General features: G+C 40.5%; 16 protein-coding genes and 1 tRNA gene. 9 read left to right on the top strand and 8 right to left on the bottom strand.

Annotated features, from left to right (window positions below; genetic code table 11):
- The first annotated feature begins 326 nt into the window (after window positions 1-326).
- The 4 genes from J4N24_RS06630 to J4N24_RS06615 are packed head-to-tail and all read left to right on the top strand — an operon-like array spanning window position 327 to window position 7,610.
- Window positions 327-497: a hypothetical protein gene (locus tag J4N24_RS06630; RefSeq protein ID WP_207532869.1), complete on the top strand. Its 171-nt coding sequence runs from the start codon at window positions 327-329 to the stop codon at window positions 495-497.
- A gap of 49 nt (window positions 498-546) precedes the next feature.
- Window positions 547-4,551, top strand: coding sequence for an Ig-like domain-containing protein (locus tag J4N24_RS06625; protein ID WP_207532868.1), 4,005 nt, complete (start codon window positions 547-549; stop codon window positions 4,549-4,551).
- Window positions 4,551-5,483 carry a PorP/SprF family type IX secretion system membrane protein gene (locus J4N24_RS06620; RefSeq protein ID WP_207532867.1) on the top strand — a complete coding sequence of 311 codons (933 nt, stop codon included), beginning with the start codon at window positions 4,551-4,553 and terminating at the stop codon, window positions 5,481-5,483. The genes J4N24_RS06625 and J4N24_RS06620 overlap by 1 nt, the downstream gene beginning before the upstream one ends.
- A 12-nt stretch (window positions 5,484-5,495) precedes the next feature.
- A complete protein-coding gene (locus J4N24_RS06615) occupies window positions 5,496-7,610 on the top strand; it encodes an OmpA family protein (RefSeq protein WP_369806201.1) in 2,115 nt (704 codons plus the stop codon).
- A gap of 75 nt (window positions 7,611-7,685) precedes the next feature.
- Here the strand turns inward: J4N24_RS06615 and hscA are convergent, their stop codons facing one another.
- Entirely contained in the window at window positions 7,686-9,539 is a 1,854-nt protein-coding gene (hscA, locus tag J4N24_RS06610; RefSeq protein ID WP_207532866.1) for a Fe-S protein assembly chaperone HscA, read from the bottom strand.
- Between the two features lie 62 nt (window positions 9,540-9,601).
- Between hscA and J4N24_RS06605 the strand changes: the two genes are divergently transcribed.
- A complete protein-coding gene (locus J4N24_RS06605; RefSeq protein ID WP_207532865.1) occupies window positions 9,602-9,886 on the top strand; it encodes a hypothetical protein in 285 nt (94 codons plus the stop codon).
- 213 nt (window positions 9,887-10,099) lie between these two features.
- A tRNA-Asp gene (locus J4N24_RS06600) sits at window positions 10,100-10,209 on the top strand.
- A gap of 335 nt (window positions 10,210-10,544) precedes the next feature.
- Here the strand turns inward: J4N24_RS06600 and J4N24_RS06595 are convergent.
- From J4N24_RS06595 to J4N24_RS06585, 3 genes are all read right to left on the bottom strand, one after another.
- The gene (locus tag J4N24_RS06595; protein ID WP_207532864.1) at window positions 10,545-10,799 is read right to left on the bottom strand and encodes a Txe/YoeB family addiction module toxin; all 255 of its coding nucleotides are present in this window, start codon (window positions 10,797-10,799) and stop codon (window positions 10,545-10,547) included.
- Window positions 10,796-11,050 (bottom strand): type II toxin-antitoxin system Phd/YefM family antitoxin, encoded by a 255-nt coding sequence (locus J4N24_RS06590; protein ID WP_207532863.1) that lies wholly within the window; start codon window positions 11,048-11,050, stop codon window positions 10,796-10,798. Before J4N24_RS06590 ends, J4N24_RS06595 begins: the two co-directional genes overlap by 4 nt.
- Before the next feature lie 150 nt (window positions 11,051-11,200).
- The gene (locus tag J4N24_RS06585) at window positions 11,201-13,579 is read right to left on the bottom strand and encodes a DUF5703 domain-containing protein (RefSeq protein WP_207532862.1); all 2,379 of its coding nucleotides are present in this window, start codon (window positions 13,577-13,579) and stop codon (window positions 11,201-11,203) included.
- Between the two features lie 329 nt (window positions 13,580-13,908).
- On the opposite strand from J4N24_RS06585, the gene J4N24_RS06580 reads away from it, so the two are divergent.
- On the top strand, window positions 13,909-14,730 hold the full coding sequence (locus tag J4N24_RS06580) for a hypothetical protein (protein ID WP_207532861.1): 822 nt from the start codon (window positions 13,909-13,911) through the stop codon (window positions 14,728-14,730).
- A gap of 11 nt (window positions 14,731-14,741) precedes the next feature.
- On the opposite strand, the gene J4N24_RS06575 is transcribed toward J4N24_RS06580, so the two are convergent.
- Together J4N24_RS06575 and J4N24_RS25845 are read right to left on the bottom strand one after the other, a co-directional pair.
- Entirely contained in the window at window positions 14,742-15,191 is a 450-nt protein-coding gene (locus J4N24_RS06575) for a helix-turn-helix domain-containing protein (RefSeq protein ID WP_207532860.1), read from the bottom strand.
- A 1-nt stretch (window position 15,192) separates the two neighbouring features.
- On the bottom strand, window positions 15,193-15,432 hold the full coding sequence (locus tag J4N24_RS25845) for a type II toxin-antitoxin system HigB family toxin (protein ID WP_369806204.1): 240 nt from the start codon (window positions 15,430-15,432) through the stop codon (window positions 15,193-15,195).
- Between the two features lie 98 nt (window positions 15,433-15,530).
- Between J4N24_RS25845 and J4N24_RS06565 the strand changes: the two genes are divergently transcribed.
- On the top strand, window positions 15,531-16,247 hold the full coding sequence (locus J4N24_RS06565) for a hypothetical protein (protein WP_207532859.1): 717 nt from the start codon (window positions 15,531-15,533) through the stop codon (window positions 16,245-16,247).
- A gap of 76 nt (window positions 16,248-16,323) precedes the next feature.
- On the opposite strand, the gene J4N24_RS06560 is transcribed toward J4N24_RS06565, so the two are convergent.
- Window positions 16,324-17,256 (bottom strand): hypothetical protein, encoded by a 933-nt coding sequence (locus tag J4N24_RS06560; protein WP_207532858.1) that lies wholly within the window; start codon window positions 17,254-17,256, stop codon window positions 16,324-16,326.
- Window positions 17,257-18,030: 774 nt separating this feature from the next.
- Here J4N24_RS06560 and J4N24_RS06555 point away from each other — a divergent pair.
- Entirely contained in the window at window positions 18,031-18,402 is a 372-nt protein-coding gene (locus J4N24_RS06555; RefSeq protein ID WP_207532857.1) for a hypothetical protein, read from the top strand.
- Between the two features lie 12 nt (window positions 18,403-18,414).
- On the opposite strand, the gene J4N24_RS06550 is transcribed toward J4N24_RS06555, so the two are convergent.
- The gene (locus J4N24_RS06550) at window positions 18,415-18,849 is read right to left on the bottom strand and encodes a nucleoside deaminase (protein ID WP_207532856.1); all 435 of its coding nucleotides are present in this window, start codon (window positions 18,847-18,849) and stop codon (window positions 18,415-18,417) included.
- Window positions 18,850-18,879: the final 30 nt, after the last annotated feature.

The raw sequence follows: 18,879 nt of genomic DNA, 5'->3' as shown, positions 1-18,879 counted from the left end.
TTCTTGGGCATTAACGTGTTGCAGGCTGAAAAGGAAGATAAATATTAGAAAAAGTCTTTTCCCTAGTTTAATCATGTTTTTATAAAGCCCCAAAATAAGAGGTAAAGTTAACGTATATGTGCGTAGATAGTGTATTAATTTTTACAATTAGAGTTTTCCCCGAGGTCATTTTCAAAAACCAAATGTGTGCCAACATACCGGTCCGGTCCTAATTGTTGATTTTAAGGGCAATACGATACTGATGAAGACAATGTTACAAAAGAGTGAGAAAAAAAATCCACAGTTTTTGGGTTTGTTTGAGGTTGAATACCTGTATAAGAGCGTAAATGGGATATTACAAGATGGAGATTGCAGGAGAAATTAAACTGGTGGTTTATTATATTAATTATTTTGTTCAATTGAGCCTGGCTCAAGCTATATTTGCCTTTGATAACACCATTGGTTTAATTTTTGGGATTGGATCAAATCCTTTGTTAACGCTTTTGATGAGTTTATAAAACAAGCATTGACGGTAAATTTTAACCATCTTCCTTTAGGGAATACTTTATGAGAAAATACTTACTATTCCTGTTATTTGTTGGATGTTTGGGATCTGTGTTTGCACAGGTTACCCCATTCACCTATAACGAAACCTTCACAAATTCTTACATTAAGGATAATGATATTGTCTTTGAGGGAGACCCGAAAAAGTCATTTCTTACTGCCGGTTCTGGTGAGGTAAAGGACGCGGAAGGTGAAGGTTTTCTCCGTTTAACGAGATCTGAGTATAATCAAAAAGGATATATTTATTGTAAGACACCGTTCACCTCCTCTCAAGGTTTTTCAATTCGTTTCGAGTATTTTACCTATGATGGAGGGGATGCTGGAGCAGACGGGATAACTTTCTTCCTGTTTGATGCGAATGCTGTCAATAATGGTAGTTTTCAAATCGGGGGATTTGGAGGTTCTTTAGGTTATGCTCCCTATGATTTCAATAAGACTTATACCCCTGGTTTAGTCGGGGGATATATCGGGGTGGGTATGGACGAGTACGGAAATTTTAAAATAAATAGAGATGGTAGAACTACTGGTCTGCCCCCTAACGGTTTTCTGCCACCCCCACGTAACTCAATCACAGTCAGAGGCCCTGAATACAGTGGATACGAGTTTGTCAAGAACGTTCAAACTAATGAAGCACCATATAACTTTGAAATACACTCCGGAAAAAGAGCAGTAGACTCCTTGACCGTTGGCTATCGGAAGTGTTTTATTGATATGGAAAGGATTAACGGTGATAGTAAGAACGGATACTTGTTAACTGTTAAAATATTAGTGGGGGGGCCAACGCCTAAACGTTATACCCTAATAGATAAACATCCCTATACATATGCTCCTCCACCAATGCTAATGTATGGTATTGCTTCCTCTACTGGAGATTCCAAAAATATCCACGAAATCAGAAATGTTCAGATTAATACTTACGACCTGCGTTCTAATCCACCGGTAGCTAATAATGACGGTCCTATTATATCTTATAGTAATAGTACCAAAGGTAACAAGGTAAAAGTTATCGATGTATTGGAAAATGATGTTGCTGACGTAGGGCATTTTATCCCTAAAGACAAAGTTTTTTTAAACAGTATTACATCAGTACAAGGAGGAACTTTAAGTGTAGACCGCATCACCGGGTTAGTTACCTATACCCCAAAAGATGGATATACAGGACCTGACTCTTTTACTTATTACGTTGTGGACGAGAGAGGTTTGAAATCAGGCGCTGCTACAGTATCTATAATAGTGAAAAAGAGACCTGTCGGATTACCTGATGTTGCAATTGTAAATATAGATGAAAGACTTACTGAATTTAGTGTTGCGGTTAATGATGCGGATGCTGCAAATGTTAAATTCGAGCGGAAAACTTTTCCCAATGTAATTAATACGCACCCATCTAATTTCTTCTGGGACGATGCTACAGGGAAATTTACTTATGTACCAGTGAAAGGAAGCACAAGTGATTCCTTCACATATGTAATCAATGATGGAACTGAAGAATCTGATGAAATTCTTGTAACAATCAAGATCAATTATCCACCAGAAGCAAAAGATGATCCTAGTGATGATCCAAAATCTGCCTATTACATCACCACCAACACCCAGGTGACTTTTTATCTTTTAGATAATGACTCTGATCCAGACCGCGATGAGCCGATAACGGATTTCCAGACCCGTATATTCCCCGGAACTATTCTTCCGAGCCATAATGGCGACTCGGGAATACAACCTACGTTAGGAAGATATCTGTATACATCAACCAAAGATTACATAGGGAATGATCTTTTCACTTATTACCTTAAAGACAGAGGAGGGCTTCGTTCCCAGGAAGCTAAAGTGAAAGTGAAAGTTTATCCAAAGCCCCTTATCGGACTTGCTAAAAGTGCGAGCTTTACCGAAGCCGAGAATTCAAGCTATGATATCACTTATAAGCTATATATAAAGAACCTTAACCCAACCTTATCTGCACCGGATTTCACGGCTGCTGATCAGATGGTTCTTTCTAATGTTAGTCTTTTTGATGATCTTTCTAAAGCAGTGGGTGGAAACAGCTTTAGTATTAAGAGCTTTAGAAAGTTAAGCGCAACAGGATCTCTGGTATTAAATCCTTCTTTCACCGGAAAGAAGATCAATGATCAGGACACGGTTAGTACTCAGGTTCTAAATATCGCTGCCAGTAGGCTTAACGTTGGTGAGACAGATAGCATCGAAATTGTGGTAAATGTTCCTTTCACCAGGACAACTAACTGGACCATCTCCAATACCGCCAATACAAAAGCTGAATTTGCCCTTTTCTCTAAAATTATCGGTAATAACAGATATACAACAGATAATTCTTACGATGGTAAAGACGCTTCCAGTTATTTCCTTGAAAGTCCGACCAGTGTTACTCTTCCTGTTCCTGTAAGACCGACAGTAAGGGATACAACCATTGAAAGATATCAGGATGATCCAGCTTTTGTTGAAGATATCGTTGCCAAACTGGCTACCATAACCGGCAAGAAAACCATAGATAAAGCAACCCTCAAGCTTACTCCGGTATCAGGAAATGCAGCTTCAGCAAGCATTCAATCCGATGGAGTAAAGTTCACTTTGGCAGGTACAGCAGGAGCGACCCTTTTCAATTATACGGTGAAAGATAATTTCGGGGTGGAGTCTAACATTGGTAAAATCACCATTGTGGTAAAGGAAACCCCCGCAGGAGTTGCCGATGAGTATGCTACTCTGACCAATCAGGAAGTTCCGATTATGGATGTAAAGGCAAACGACGGGGTGAATACCAACTGGGCAGTAGCTGATCCCCAGATGGCCGGAATTACTATTAACCCTAATGGTAGTTTAAAATATGAGCCATTGGATTTTAATAAGGACTTTTACGGCGACTACAGGTTCACTTATAAGCTAATCAATTTATATGATGGCAAGCTAACTCCCCCTATCAATGTCACCATCCATATTAATAATCCTCCGATTGGTACTGAGGCGAATTTGACAACAGGTGTTAATACACCTTTAAATATCAATATCGCAGCGTTGACAAACGATCTTGATGGTACGGTTAACCTGGCCAGTGTGAAAATTCTTAGTCCGAATTTATCAGGCGGAACAGTTACGGCAGATCCGGCCAACCCGGGGATTTGGATATTCACTCCTGCATCAGGCTTTAGCGGAACCGCAAGTTTTCAATATACCATTGATGATAACGATGCGAAGAAAAAAGGAACTTCGGCGCCGAAGACAATTACTATTGCTGTAGGTAAGGGCTCGGCATCTTCGGCTATCGGACTAGCAAAGCAACTGGCAAGTGTTGTTCCTGGTCCTAATAACTCTTTCGAAGTTATGTATGTCTTTACCATCAAGAATTATGGTGCAGAAGAACTGCAGAACATTAGCCTTACCGACGATATCGGTTTGGCATTTACTAATGCCCAATTCATCATTAAATCATTAACAGCTCAAGGTACCCTTGCGGTAAATAATTCTTTCAATGGCTTTTCAAATATTGAACTGCTTAATAAAGCCCAAAGTAAATTAGCTGCGGGAGGAACGGCAACAGTGGAATTGTCTCTTACAGTAAAGTTATTAGACAAAGACGGGGTATTTGTAAATACAGCCTTTACAGAAGCTAACCCGGCATCAGGAACAACAAAGGTAAGGGACCAGTCAACCTCAGGAACTAAACCAGATCCTGCAGGTGATGGAGATGTTTCACCCAGAGACCCTACCTTGGTGGAGTTGCGTTTCCCGGGCTTGTTCATTCCTCAGGGCTTCTCGCCTAATAATGATGGAACGAACGACTTGTTCGTAATCAGAAACGCAAATAACCGTAAGATCGCTATGCAGATCTTTAATCGTTGGGGCAACCGGGTTTATCAATCGAACGATTATCAAAACGATTGGAATGGCAGATGTACGGAAGGTATTTATCTCGGTCAGGATCTGCCTCCTGGTACTTACTTTTACATCATCGTATTAGATGGTACAGAGAAATTTACGGGCTCTATAACACTGAACAGATAATGAGGAAGATAATTTTAGCGACTGTTATTCTAACAATGCTACTAAGCGGGGAGAAATTATTTGCTCAGCAAGAAGCAATGTATACCCAGTATATGTTCAATACGCTTTCTATTAATCCCGCTTATGCCGGAAGCAGGAATGTTTTGTCTGCAACTACGCTCATCCGGTCTCAGTGGACTGGAATTGAAGGTGCTCCCAGAACGACCACTTTCACTATAGATGCTCCAATTAACAGGAAGAAGGTGGGCCTGGGATTACAGGTCTTTAAAGATAAGATAGGGATCATGTCAACTACCGGAATCGTTGGTACTTATGCCTATCGTATACGCATGGACCGTGCAAGTCTTTCCTTCGGATTGCAGGGTGGAATAAGCCAGTTCAGGGCTAACTATACGGGCGTTCAGTTAGAACCTTACGGCCCCTCTAATGATGTCGCTTTTGGTAATAATGCCAATACCAATTTTTACAATGTGGGCGCTGGTGTTTACTATAATTCCGACAAATTCTATCTGGGTTTATCATCTCCGCAATTGATGCAGAACGTAATGCCAAGTTACAGTGGCGAGCAATCAAAAAATAACAGGCAGTTCAGCCATATCTTTTTGATGGGAGGATATGTTTTCTCCCTTAACGAAGATTTTAAATTAAAACCCTCCTTTCTTGTGAAAGCGGTGAAAGGCGCACCACTGGAAGGAGATATAAATGCCAACCTCTGGATCCGTAATACTTTTTCCATTGGGGCTCAATACAGAACAAACGCAGATGTTTCCGGAATGGTAGAATTTCAGGTTAGCCCTCAGATAAGGGTAGGTTATGCTTATGATCACAGTTTAACAGACCTGCAAAGTTACAACTCAGGGAGTCATGAAATAATGCTAAGGTTCGAATTGGGACTAGAACGCAATCGTGTAATAAGTCCGAGGTATTTTTAATAGCTGATAGTCGTGAGAAAATATATACAACTCTTAGTTCTTTCTTTCATTTTGCTTCAGTGGTATTCTGCATCAGCCCAGTCCAAGCTGAAGACCCAGCTTAGGATGGCAGAGAAAGAGTATAAAGACCTGCGATACGTTGCTGCCATAAAATATCTTGATATGGTAATGGAGGAAGATTCTACAAATGTTAAAGCTATTGAAATGATGGCTTACAGCAACAGGAACCTTCGGAAATATAAAGAGTCGCTCAGATGGTTTGAAAAGCTCAGTAAGCAGGATGATCCTAAACCTGTCTGGGCTCTTCACTACGCGGAAGCCCTTTCAAATAATCAGAAGTATGAGCTGGCAGAGAACTGGTACAGGAAATATCTTAAAATGGTTCCTGCTGATAAGAGAGCGAAGGCATTTGTAAAATCTGGGATCTTTTCCAATCAGGATAATGCCGAATGGAAAGTCGAGAAGACAAAGTTGAGTTCTTCCGCTGACGAATACGCTCCTATGTTTTATAAAGAAGGCTTGCTATTCTGTAGTAACCGGCTCGAGTCGAAATTAGTGAACCCTGTCTTCGGATGGAACCAAAAGCCTTATTCAGATCTGTATTTCACGGATGATCTAAGCGCCCTTCGTACAGAAGGAGGTAAAGCTGGAGCAGCTGCTAAGGCTTCTGCCAGGATTAAAGTTAATGACGATGATACTGCACCCACAAGCAACGACAGTCGCACGCTTGTAGATTTCGATCACGAATGGCTACAGAACCTTGCCGAAGACGCTGATCCCGGCCTGAAGATCCAGGCAGTAAAAGGTAAAGTGAATTCTATTTTTAACGAAGGGCCGGGTGCTATGCTTCCGGAAGGTGCTTTTATTTTTACCCGTAATAATTTCAAAGGGCTCGTTCCCGGGAAAAGTAAGAATGGAGTTGTTAAGCTTAAAATGTACATTGCCAAAGCTCCTAACTGGAACAAGATAGAAGAGTTTAGCTATAACAACGATAATTATTCGGTGGGGCACCCGGCAGTAAGTAAAGACGGAAAGGTGCTGGTATTCGCTTCAGATATGCCAGGGGGACAAGGTGGTGTAGATCTTTATTATTCTGTTAGGACCGGTGCCGGGAAAAAATGGACAAGACCCGTAAATATGGGGACGCGTATCAATACTGAAGGCGATGAAATGTTCCCACATTTCCTTAGCGATAATACGCTGTTATTTTCTTCAACAGGTTATGCTGGATTTGGCGGACTTGATATCTTCGAGGTTGCACTTAAAGACTATTTGCCAGTATCAGCTCCCAAAAATTTAGGAGCTCCCATTAACTCCTTTGGTGATGACTTTGGTATGATCAGAACTGCCGATGGCAAGTCTGGATACTTCAGTTCAAACAGGGACGGTTCAGATGATATTTATTATTATACGCGTCAGAAGTTTCATGTATACCTTAAGGGAACAATTGCAGATGGTAATACCAAAGTTCCTCCTATCGGTGCGCAGGTTTATCTGCGTTATGCAAACGGGATAGACACGTTAAGAGTAAATAGAAGAGGTGAATTTGCAAAAGAGCTTAATAAAGAAACAGATTATGAGATCATAGGCTCTAGTCCCGGTTTCATAACCAAAAGAGCTTTCTTAACCACTACCAATATCTTCGAAGATTCAACCATTACTGTTAACCTTAAGTTGGATAAGTCGGAGAAAGCCCAATTATGGGTTTCCAAAAATTGCGATTCCTTAAAACGCGTTTTCTCCATTAAGAACATATACTATGATCTTGACCGCTCGGTAGTAAGAGAAGATGCAAAACCAACGCTTAATACACTGGCTGAGTTGATGATGAACCATAAGGAGATTTCTGTCATTACATCAAGCCACTGCGACACACGGGCTTCTGCTGAATATAATAAAGCTTTATCGTTAAGAAGGGGAGAGGCAGCAAAATCCTACCTTATTTCAAGGGGAATTCCGGCAAGCCGGATTAAGGTGGAGTATTTTGGTAAGTCGCGTCTGGTAAATAGATGTACGGATGAAGTGCCGTGTTCAGAAGAAGATCAGCAGCTAAATAGAAGGACCGAGTTCGACGTGATCCTTCACGGAGTGAACCTTACGCAAATGGACTGTGCAGGGAATAAGTAGGATAGCCGGTTCATAAAAAAACGGACAGCTCATGAAGGGCTGTCCGTTTTTTCTATAATGGATTTGATTTTACACCTAGATTGTCTTTCCTTTCATCGCCTGACTGATGGCCTGGTCCATCACCCTTTCCGCAAAAGGGCGGGTGAACTCATTTAATTCGTCAATCTTCTTATGGATTAGATCTTTGTCGCCCGAAGTTAAGGCGGTCTTGAGTGCCTCAACATAACGGTTAGTATCTGCAATTTCCTGTATGCTTAAGAATTCACCATTCTTTTCGACAAAACGTTGTGCGGTATATACCATTTGTTCCCCTTCGGTCCGGGCTTCAATGATCATCCGTTGAGAAACATCATCTTTTGCATAAGTGATAGAATCAAATAACATCTTCTCCACTTCCTGATCCGTCAACCCGTAAGTTGGTTTAACTTCCACTTCCTGTTTTACACCCGACCGTAATTCTACGGCCTGCACGGTAAGGATTCCATCAGCATTTAAAAGGAAATTAATATCTACTTTAGGTAGTCCCGCAGGCATCGCCGGAATTCCTTTAAGGTCAAACTCTGCCAGTTTTCTGTTCTCTTTCACCAGGTCGCGTTCTCCCTGAAAAACAGAGATCTTCATGTTCACCTGCCCGTCCACGGAGGTTGTGTACTGGCGACCAGCTTTGGTAGGGACTTTCGAATTACGGGGAATGATCACGTCCATCAAGCCTCCCATCGTTTCGATACCTAAAGAAAGAGGAGTAACATCCAGTAAGAGGATATCTTTACGATTTCCAGCAAGGATATCTGCCTGAATTCCTGCTCCCAATGCAACAACTTCGTCAGGATTAATGGCATCATTCACTCTTCGGCCGAAGAATTTAGCAACTTCCTGTTTTACAAGCGATGTTCTGGTAGATCCGCCTACCATTACAACTTCGTCAATTTCAGAAACCTTCAGTCCTGCATCTTTCAATGCATTTGAACATGCCGTGATCGTTTCATGAACCTTAGATTGGATAAGTTCCTCGAACTTAGCCTTGGTTATAGCGCAAGGAATGTCACCAATAGCGCCGTTATAAATATTCTGAGAGCTTAACGCTTTTTTAGCCTCTTCAGCTTTTAAGCGTAATGCCTGAGATAATTCCTTATTATCAGTGATTTCGTTTTTGTCGAGTCTATTTTGCGCTATCCAATAATCGATAATAGCGCGGTCAAAGTCGTCACCGCCCAGGAAGGTGTTTCCATTTGTAGACAATACTTCAAATATGCCATTTTGAATCTTTAATATAGATACATCGAAAGTACCACCACCAAGATCGTAAACAGCAATAGTCTTTTCTTCATCAGGTTGTAGTCCAATGCCGTAAGCAAGACTAGCTGCGGTAGGCTCGTTAACAATGCGAAGCACATCCAATCCAGCAAGTTTTCCCGCATCACGTGTTGCCTGGCGCTGACTGTCGTTAAAATAAGCAGGGACAGTAATAACTGCCCTTCTTACCGGAGTCTTAAGAGCATGTTCAGCTCTTTCCTTTAACTCCTTTAATATTAATGACGAGAGCTCGATAGGAGTGAAAAACTTTTCTCCCACCTTAATTTTAACTAAGCTTTCCGTATTATCGTCTATAACCTTGTACGAGAAGAAATCTTTATAATTAGCGATGTCCTGATAAGAACGGCCCAGAAGTCTTTTTACAGAGAAAATGGTATTTTGAGGATCAGTAATTAAGAAGTCTTTAGCTTCGTTCCCTACAATAACACTTCCGTCAGGATGGAAATGTACGACAGAAGGAACAAGAACGCCTTTGCCTGTATCATTTATTACCTGAGAGTTTCCTTCAGGATTAATAAAGGCCACAAGACTGTTGGTAGTACCCAGATCTATTCCTACAATAATATCTTCTTTTTGTAAAGAGCCTGTCGCAATATTTATTGAAACTTTCGCCATATCCCGGCAAAGGTACTTAGTTTGGGTCTAATCTGAAATTACATTAAGGATATAACTCCGGTATGACAATTGATGTAGATAATGAAAATACAGCTATGGAAAAGAAAATGAGAAACGAACAAGGCAGTGTGAATGCCGAGAATATACAGGGTACTTATGACCATGAACATGAGTTGAACAAGAAGATAGAATCACACACTACCCTCTCGAAGGAAGATCAGGAGAAAAAGGCTCAGGCAAGGAGGGTAAAAACGGCAAAGGAAGAAAAGGACACAGTACCCGGAGTTCACGCCGAAAATACAGGAGGCACGGCAAAAGAAGGTCCGAACAGGAATTTAAAGTCTTAGTTGAATAAAGGGCTTTAGAACTCTAATACAAGTGTTTTTTTAACAAATTGTCAATGAAAGAGGTTGAAAGTAAGGTTGTGTTAATAGTTTGATAATAAAAATAGTTGCAAATATCTATTTTATAAAAAATAACTTTTTTCATTATAATATTTGCAAAATAAATCAGAGCCCTTTATCTTTGTATCAACACTTCAGAAAAAAAGTGTTAAACACTGTAGGGTGGTGAAACTGGCAGACACACCTCCTTGTCTCGGTGGCGGAGATCATGGGAAATCCAGCAATGGGCTAACCACTCCTTGAAGGTTCGACTCCTTCCCCTACAGCTCCTTTCATATAATTTAGGTTTATAATTGGTTAGTTTGAGCTGTCTCCCATAGACGGCTTATTTTTTGCACTGAAGTGTAGGTTTTAGATGAAATCATGGATCAAGCGGAATTGCACCTTTAGAAGCAGGTCGGTAAGAATGATATACCTAGTTGATACATTCGATAGCTCTCTAAATCATTATTTAGCTTTTGTTTTCTTTGAGTCTAAAGGGATGTTTTATCCAGTTTGTCTTATTGGATATAATAGTTTTAAACGTGTTAGGCAAAAATTCAATATATAAAGTTTTTAGCAAAACCAGGTGGTTAGATTTTACCGTTTTTGAGGCAATCTGCTAATAGTGATAACGACATTGCAATACTATGAGAACATCTTTATCAACCTTGTAGACAAGGCGGTGCTCCAAATTAATCCGACGGGACCACCACCCAGAAAGATCGTGTTTTAACGGTTCTGGCTTTCCCGTTCCCTCAAATGGCATTCTCTCAATTTCCATAATTAAAGCATTGATCTTTTTCAACACGGACTTATCATACTGTTGCCAATGCAGGTAATCTTCCCAACCTGCAGTCGTGAAAAGAATTTTCATTCCTCCAATAAGCTTCTTTCTTCAGCCTCGCCGCGCTCCAATTCTTGAATGCCCTCTAATAACCTTGCCGCATTTTTAGGGCTTTTCAATAAATAGAAGGTTTCTTGCATTCTCTCATAATCTGATTTAGATAAGACAACTACGTCTTCTCCGTTAGCCCTTGTTACAAATAGTGGAGAATGCTCTGCTAATACCTTATCCAGAAAGGACTTCAAGTGCTGCCTAAAAGCTGTATAGGTTGTAATCTGCATATGCCAAGTTTTTTTAAAGGTAAACAATAAAAATATAAGGTACAATATCCTGTACAGAATATTGTGATTGCTAACACATCTTTGTTTTAGAATTTATAATCTCCCGCTACATTTAAGTCGATTTATCGGGAAATATTATTATCTAATCCCTTATTGCATTACCATCACATCCTTTGCTCTCGATTGTGGAGACACCTTTAATGTCGCTACTTTGCCGTTTTTTACAGATGCTTCAATTATTGTATTAAAAGGAGCGTGAAGCTTTACATCTGCGTCCCAATCTTTTGGCCAGGCCGGTAACAGGTAGACTTTCCTGCCATTGGTCTGCATCATCATTTCCTGCAATGCGATCATTCCGCTACCTCCCCAGTTATGGTCGGGAGCCCAGTCTAAACCTGGTCCCCAGAAAGTAGGAAAACGATAAGGAGCATTTGATAATTTTTGAGTGGTCAGATCCTTTGCCTCATCTGTTAAGCCCAGATCAGCTACATAAATAGGATCAGGGTGCCAGCTAATCACACTATATTGATCTTTTTTGTCCACACCGAAATGCCAGGTATCAATTGCAAGTTGAAGATCAGGATGCCCCACTCCGTACTTGTGAAATGGGAATACCGGATATAATTGCGGCAGTTCGGTATTCACCACCTTTCCATCCCAGCTTTTTGCCGGAGAAATTACTTTATGACCGTTAAGTTCGCGGGTAGCAACATCTGGTAAACGACTTAAAAGCCCTTTCCAGTAGGTGCGTTGAGCGAGAGTACCATATTTCGCGGGAAGCGCAATCAACTGCTCCAGCACTGTTTGCATACCCACTATTGTACTCGTAGCGTTAGTTGCACCTTTATACGTTTCGAGAGCCGTTCCCGGGTAGAGTATTAACTTACCTTTATCGTCCAAAGGCTGCCCGTTCAGTTTGTTACACCAGTATTGATAATGCTCATCAAAAAACTGCACGCTTGCGTGGATAAAAGGTAGGTATCGGGCGATGTCAGCTCCTGAATATTGGTGGTAATCCAGGATCATTTTCGAAAACTCCAATTGTCCGTCGTAATGATCTACTACCCAGGGATTGGTAAGGAAACCATAATCCACGAACTTCATCGTCTCGCCTTTCTGATTCTGCAAAGTTCTTGTACTGGAAGAATCCGATCTGGGGCTGAAAGGGTCTTTACCCCAGAGGCGCTCGTAGGTATGGCCCGCTGGAATTCCGAAATTTTCCACCTGTTCAGTAAAGGAGGCTCCCTTGTGCCCCCAGTAAAATTTGGTACGGAGAATTGCATTGCCAAGAGCGCGCCGGTAAAAATCGAACTGAGGCTTCATCATGTCGAAATCGCCACTCTTAAGCATCGGCCAGTAAACAAGACGTTGATTCTGGGCTGTAAAGCTGCCTCCGCCCCATCTTCTGAAATCGGGAGTCACCTTGCCTTTATAATCACCTTTTACAAAATCCGCATCAAACACAAATAAACCACCATTAAACTTGGTTGGCCATTCTCCATAAGCATTACAGGCCAATTGATATCGGAACACATTATAATTACGACCAATCTCCCATCCTTTATCCTCCGCACCCTTTGTCGCATTGATATAGATATGGCTTCTATTCCAAAACTCTCGCCACCATTTAAGGTTCTTTTGCCATTTTTCCGTGCTGCTTCCTGCCTTACTAACTGCTTTCTGCAAACCCTCTCGCCATCCCGCTGCACTCGCTTGAGCGGTATGAAGAACAATATCTATTTTCTGGTTATTTAACGGCTTAATGCTTTGATAAATCCAGCCCCGATACTTATTGGCTACATATATGCTATCTGTCGTGCCTGCATATTTCATCCCCTCGGCTAGCAGTTCACCACCAAAGATGAGGTTCTGCATTGGATTCCAAAGCTGATTCTTTATTGTGCCAAGGTGTTGCTGAACGGCTTCACGATCGAGGATCATATCCGTATTCCGGTTCTGATGATACCATACAAGCGACGAGGCTTCAGGTTGAATAGTATCTTTTCTGGTGATAACCGATATCTTCTCTGGCGTTGTGTTACTGTATCCATACACCTGATGACGTTCAAGCGTTGAAAGAGAGTGGTCTTCAGTTCGCCAGTTTTCAAATACGACTTTAGAGCTAAGCTGTTCCTTGCTGCTTATGTTGACGTGTATAACCGGTTGAAAAACCTCTACCCAAAGCTTAATAACTGTATTGTTATCCCCACTAACCTCTACATAGCCTTCCTTGAGTTTCAGCTCTTGTTTAAAATTTTTTTTGAATGGATTAGGGGATAAAGTAATCCTTACCCTTCCAAGCTTTAGCATGGAGCTGTTCTCGTCAAAAGTTCCACTGTTACTGATATAGAAAAGGATATCATTATTTTCGACCCAAACATTACAGCCAATATCGCCACCGCCCAAAGGCATTGAGCCCGACGAATTTTTGCTCTGGCCATTCCACACCACATTGTATTGCGATATATCCTGGGCCGGGACTAAAAAGCTCGCTAACAAGAGAAAAGATAGAAATAATGAGACTCTCATAAATATTTATACATGAACTACATCCTGCAGAAGTGCCATTAAAAGAGGCCTTCTCTTGCGAGATGATCAGAATTTTACTTTTATTATTAGAGATTCAAAGGTGTAAATTATTAGGTTTATTATTGAAAGGATTGGAGATGTATCAAAATTTATATAATGGAAAGACGAAGAAGAATTCAGATTAAGGAAAAAACTGTTGTCTAATAGATAGCTTGGAATATTTGCTTGGGCACCTTAACGCATACTTGACTAATTGCGCTTCATTTTATTACATTGGTCCTCAAAATTCAAACCCTTCGAACATTATGAAGGCAAAGAAACCTTTATTTATGAAATACCTATTAGCTATTACAGTTGTTCTTCTTAGTATTTCCTGTACCCATGAGAAGACCATGACCAAACCCAAAACGTCCAAGTCGAGAGCCTTGCCTGCGGCTTTGACTGCAGAACCAGAGAAACCAGAAGAATTTCCGGTGGATACTATTGATAAGTTAAGAGACACTACCTACACCTTCAGGAATTATAAACTATCCGTAAAAGAAATCGATAGCACGTATATTCCCTCTCTTTACATGGACGAGAACACCAGGGCCGAGATCTATAAGAAACACGATAACTTTTATGAAGCTGACAAGGAAGTGGAAGGGTATTTGGCAAAGGGCCAGGCGATGTATTTTAATAGAAAAGACAGCATTCTTACCTTAAGCCTGGAAGGTGGAAAAACAAAGACTATTAAAGATGTGTCCAAAGATAGTGAGGAGGATATTTGGTATACCTATCAAAACTATTTCAAGGGAATAAATAGCTATTTGCTTCGAGGACAGCTTTACGAAGGCGACTGTTATATGGTAGTGAACAGAAAAACAGGAGAGGAGATCTATGTGATCGGCAAGATCTACCCGAGTCCTGACAATCATTCGTTTATTGCCATAAATGCCGACCTGGAAGCCAGATACTCAAGTAATGGGTTACAGTTGGTAGAGCTTTCGCAAGGGCAGTATCGTCCTAAACTTACGATAGAAGGCGGTAACTGGGGACCAGTTGAGCTTCAATGGCTTGATAATAAGAGTTTCGTGATCAAGGTACTAGAGATGACCGAAAATAGTAATGGAAACTATCGAAGCCGGTTTTTCCGGATGAGTTTCAAATAAAAGATATAGATTCAATGGTGAAGTTCTAAAGCCTTAACAGTGTTCATTACACTGGCATTCCTTAAATGGCTGTTCTCAGGGACTTTTAATTTATAAGGGCGATTAAAAGCCTCCTGAGACACTTTGAAAACTTTAGAAAGAGAACGAATAATTTCTTTTGAAAGGCCTTTTTTATAATGGAGTATATCAGAAATTAGACCTTTGCTTACTCCCAGTATTTCTACCAGGTCTTCCGCTTTAAGTCCTCTTTCCATCATTAGAGTGCTGAGTAATTGAACAGGGTCTGCATCATAGAATGTACTATGTTCTTCATCCCACTTTTCAATCAAATAAGTAACTAACTCCACTTCATCCTGAAGTTCCTGGGAGAGGTTTTCCAGACTCAGCAATTCATTCAGTACATCGCAATACTCATTATACTGCTCCTCTGTCTTTATCACCTTGTATTTTAATGTATCCATTTTAATAATTATTTATAGTGTACTGCTCATTCTTCTTACAAAGACTATCGTATTCTCGATGGGATCCAATCCAGCAGATAAATAAGTGTATCTGCTCGCTACCAAATGCGTATTTGCAAATCATTCGGTAATTATTCCCCCCTATATCAAATACCACACGATTAGTGCCATTTCCCAAAAGATCCGCAGCTCCAAAACTCTGTTCAATATACTCTGGACATTCCCAATCAGCAAATCTAATTGCGGTTCCTGTGATGATTCCTGTTTTTTCTCCAGCTGGAATGAAACTTAATGAAGGTCTTTTCGTAACATTCTCCTAATCAGTATAATTCATAAGTAATGAGAGTTTTATTCGGGACAGCCTTCTATGGTAAAATTGCGTCTCTCAGTCAGCAATGGGTAGAAACCAAATTTTTTCATGTATGGTTTATTCCTCTCTTTCCAATAAGCTCCATTTTGGTTACAGCGAAGGAGTTTAATAGTAGAAGAGGGATCGAATTACCACTCTCCAGAAAAAGCGTTTGCGCAACTTATATGCGCCTGGTAACGCTTCTGCTTTCCTTATGGTATCTGGCGCAGGTGACTGGTGTTTTCAGCGTTTATTTTTATTCAACTGTTGAGGAAGCGCGTACTGCTTATCTTTGGTTATGCGCTAAAGCTATAATTTCCCTTACTGCCTGTATTTATCTTTTCTTCTTTTTCGGAAAGACCTCCCCTCAGGAAGCCGAGATAAGAGAAAAAGTAGGAAGTGTTACAGGAATTTATGCTCTTCCTGAGTGGTTTGATTATATCGAAGCCAAAGATAAGTTGAGAACCTTTCTGTACGAGTATAAAATAAAGTATCCCGATGCTGACTGGGTATCAGACCTGCAAAGTGCCACTTTAATTCATGAAAAGATTCCTCATCTCTACGCTATTGCACTGTTTAACTGCATGGTTTATGATCTGCCTGAAAATGAACAGCTCTACTTTAAAGCAGATGGTTTGTACAATCCTTCAGCCATGAAGATCGACGCTGGCAAGATTGTTAAGCCAGATACAGCGGATGTAAACTGAGTCACCATAACTATTAAAGTGTAATAAGGGGTAACTCATCTAAAGCTCCTTTTGAAACTCTGATTTATGCCCGTATTTAAAATTTAACATCACCTTTCGGAAAGTCTGGTGGTACCGAAACGTGCTTCTCTGCTGGTTTTGAAGAAGATATTTTCGTTTCTTCTGCTTTCCTGCGCAGCCAGGCTATTCTGGCAAGGCAGGAATCTCCCTGATAACCCATTGGAATATTTTCATAGCGGAATGGCCCCATTTTCAATACTGCATGCGACTTGTCTTCTGCCTGAGCCGGCAACTGCCAGAGGTTTAAAATCTCCCCCGGGCTCCATTGTACGTTGTTTGTTGTTTCGACTCCTCCTCCGAAACCTGGCTTGTAGCCATATATTGACATACTTACTGCCACTAGTCTTCCTTCTGGCAAAGGCTCGTCAAATACTATCGCTCCTCCTTCAAAAGCTTGCTTATAATTAATCCTTATTTCTTTAGCTGCAATATTACTATACACCCTCTCCTTAAAATCAAAAGCGATAACGAGTAATCGGATACCATATTCCTGGGCGTAGTGCGCTTTAATGTCTTCTTTTGCAATACGAGGAAGGTTTACAATAACCTTATTATCTTCACTGAGTTCAGCAGTAGGTCTTAATTTCAGAACTTTATCTAAGGGGGAGTTATTGTTGAACTGGAAACCTTTTAGGAAACTCAAATCGGCATCGTGGATATCTCTTTCTCCAACTTCCTTCGATGAGGCAGAAACTGCGCTTCTGACAGCCTTTGTAAACCGGTTGATCATCCCACCATCATAGGCTTTATAAGCCCAGCCAAAAGCGGTTCTGATCACTCTCGCTGTGCTGCTGCACATACCAAATTCTAAACTTGCTTCTTTAGATGCAATTGTTCGTTTTGCGTTTCTTTTAGGTTTTGACTGAATTACCTTTATATCCCGCCACATGCGGTACACATTAGGACCAACAGAACCGTGAATATCTCCTTTTTTATCAATTGTAGCCATAGTAAGGTTTTAGTTAAAATTTTATTACTTTTGATGATCAAAAATACCTGGTAACTGGCTGTTTGTCAATAAAAAAGAGGATGATTCTCGTCACTTTTCTCCTTTCTCCCTTAGTATAAAAATCAGTAATCCTATTAGCCCCTGCTTCTAACCAAGTGGCTACCATGTTCTGTATGTGCCTATTCTAAAACTAGTATAAGTCCCGGTTCTGTCCACGTATTTATACAAAAGGTGGACTCAAGATGGGCTTTATATAGGCGTGATAAAGGCACATACAGAACTTGGGCATAATCAGGGAATACCCAGGGGATAAACCGGTAGGTGAAATTTTTAATTCAAAAAATAATGGAGAAATTGCGCTTTTTCAGATAGAGTCAAGTAGCGCTTCAGGATAATCCAAATATAAGAATCATCTCCAATAAAAGAAAATTGATTTAGCGAACGGCCCTTGATGCACCCGTTAAATATTTCAGTACTGGCCTTTATTATTAATTCCCTTTAATAAAATTATGTTAAAGCTCGGCTTTTATTTTTTTAAAATTATAAAAAACAATTAAGTCTTTTTTGACTTTAGTAATCAGTCTGAAACGCAGGCTCTTTTTTGTTGAACATCTACCAAATCTTCAGCTCAAATAAACCAAGTACTTAAAGGAACAAAAAAGAGCCAAGTCAAAGACCTGGCTCTACATCTACCTATGAAAAACATGTCCTCTTGGAAAGGACACTATTAGTACGTTTATTTGGGCTTAGAAGTTACAATGAATACAAATAATAATGCAGGAAAGCACTAAGTTTAAATTCTCGTCCATTGCTGTCGAGGGATTAAAAACACAGGCGGCTGAGAAAGAGTCTATTGTGTTAAATGAGTTACTAAACCACAAACCAGTCATCGAGGACCTTCTCGTAAGCTATTATTACAGGTCGAGGGGAAGGATTTATAACGTGCGAATTAATAAACCTGTTTTAGATGCCAATTGTAACGGTGCCTTTAAGGTAAATTATAATATTGGTCATTTTAATGCCTGTGCCGATGTGGATTCCAATGAAGAAGAGAGTATGCACATCTCCATCAATGCAGATTTAAACTCGGGTTCTGTTTTACTTACCGGCGAGTATTTTCCGGAGAGGGAACCAGACGAGATCTGATAATAATGGAGCTTATAACTCCATTATATCTTCGTTCCAGAGTTCTGGTTTCTCCCTGATAAATTCGTCCATCATATCGATGCATTCGGAAAGGTTAAGATCGATCACCTCTACACCGTGAGACTCCATAAATTCCCGGGCTCCGCTAAAAGTTTTAGATTCTCCAACGATTACTTTCGGTATTTTAAACTGCACGATAGTGCCTGCGCACATATAACAGGGCATCAGGGTGGAGTAGATCACTGTACCTCTGTAACTGCCTATCCGGCCTGCATTATTCAAGCAGTCCATCTCGCCGTGAAGAATTGGGTTGTTTTCCTGAACGCGCTTATTATGTCCCTGGGCTACCACTTTTCCATCCTTTACCAGCACCGAACCGATAGGGATTCCTCCTTCTGATCGTCCCTTTCTTGCTTCTTCTATCGCTAACTGCATGAATTCATCCATTATTCGAAAATTTTTAATAAGATAATAATT

Origin of the sequence: Desertivirga arenae (genome assembly GCF_017355785.1) — a bacterium.
GTDB lineage: Bacteria > Bacteroidota > Bacteroidia > Sphingobacteriales > Sphingobacteriaceae > Desertivirga > Desertivirga arenae.
This window is presented reverse-complemented; position numbering and strand designations above follow the sequence as displayed.

Coding starts and splice junctions, on each gene's coding strand:
- J4N24_RS06580 (WP_207532861.1), top strand. CDS start 13,909: ATGAAATACCTATTAGCTATTACAGTTGTTCTTCTTAGTATTTCCTGT.
- J4N24_RS06625 (WP_207532868.1), top strand. CDS start 547: ATGAGAAAATACTTACTATTCCTGTTATTTGTTGGATGTTTGGGATCT.
- J4N24_RS06620 (WP_207532867.1), top strand. CDS start 4,551: ATGAGGAAGATAATTTTAGCGACTGTTATTCTAACAATGCTACTAAGC.
- J4N24_RS06575 (WP_207532860.1), bottom strand. CDS start 15,191: ATGGATACATTAAAATACAAGGTGATAAAGACAGAGGAGCAGTATAAT.
- J4N24_RS06550 (WP_207532856.1), bottom strand. CDS start 18,849: ATGGATGAATTCATGCAGTTAGCGATAGAAGAAGCAAGAAAGGGACGA.
- hscA (WP_207532866.1), bottom strand. CDS start 9,539: ATGGCGAAAGTTTCAATAAATATTGCGACAGGCTCTTTACAAAAAGAA.
- J4N24_RS06605 (WP_207532865.1), top strand. CDS start 9,602: ATGACAATTGATGTAGATAATGAAAATACAGCTATGGAAAAGAAAATG.
- J4N24_RS06555 (WP_207532857.1), top strand. CDS start 18,031: ATGCAGGAAAGCACTAAGTTTAAATTCTCGTCCATTGCTGTCGAGGGA.
- J4N24_RS06630 (WP_207532869.1), top strand. CDS start 327: ATGGGATATTACAAGATGGAGATTGCAGGAGAAATTAAACTGGTGGTT.
- J4N24_RS06585 (WP_207532862.1), bottom strand. CDS start 13,579: ATGAGAGTCTCATTATTTCTATCTTTTCTCTTGTTAGCGAGCTTTTTA.
- J4N24_RS06590 (WP_207532863.1), bottom strand. CDS start 11,050: ATGCAGATTACAACCTATACAGCTTTTAGGCAGCACTTGAAGTCCTTT.
- J4N24_RS06565 (WP_207532859.1), top strand. CDS start 15,531: ATGAGAGTTTTATTCGGGACAGCCTTCTATGGTAAAATTGCGTCTCTC.
- J4N24_RS06595 (WP_207532864.1), bottom strand. CDS start 10,799: ATGAAAATTCTTTTCACGACTGCAGGTTGGGAAGATTACCTGCATTGG.
- J4N24_RS06560 (WP_207532858.1), bottom strand. CDS start 17,256: ATGGCTACAATTGATAAAAAAGGAGATATTCACGGTTCTGTTGGTCCT.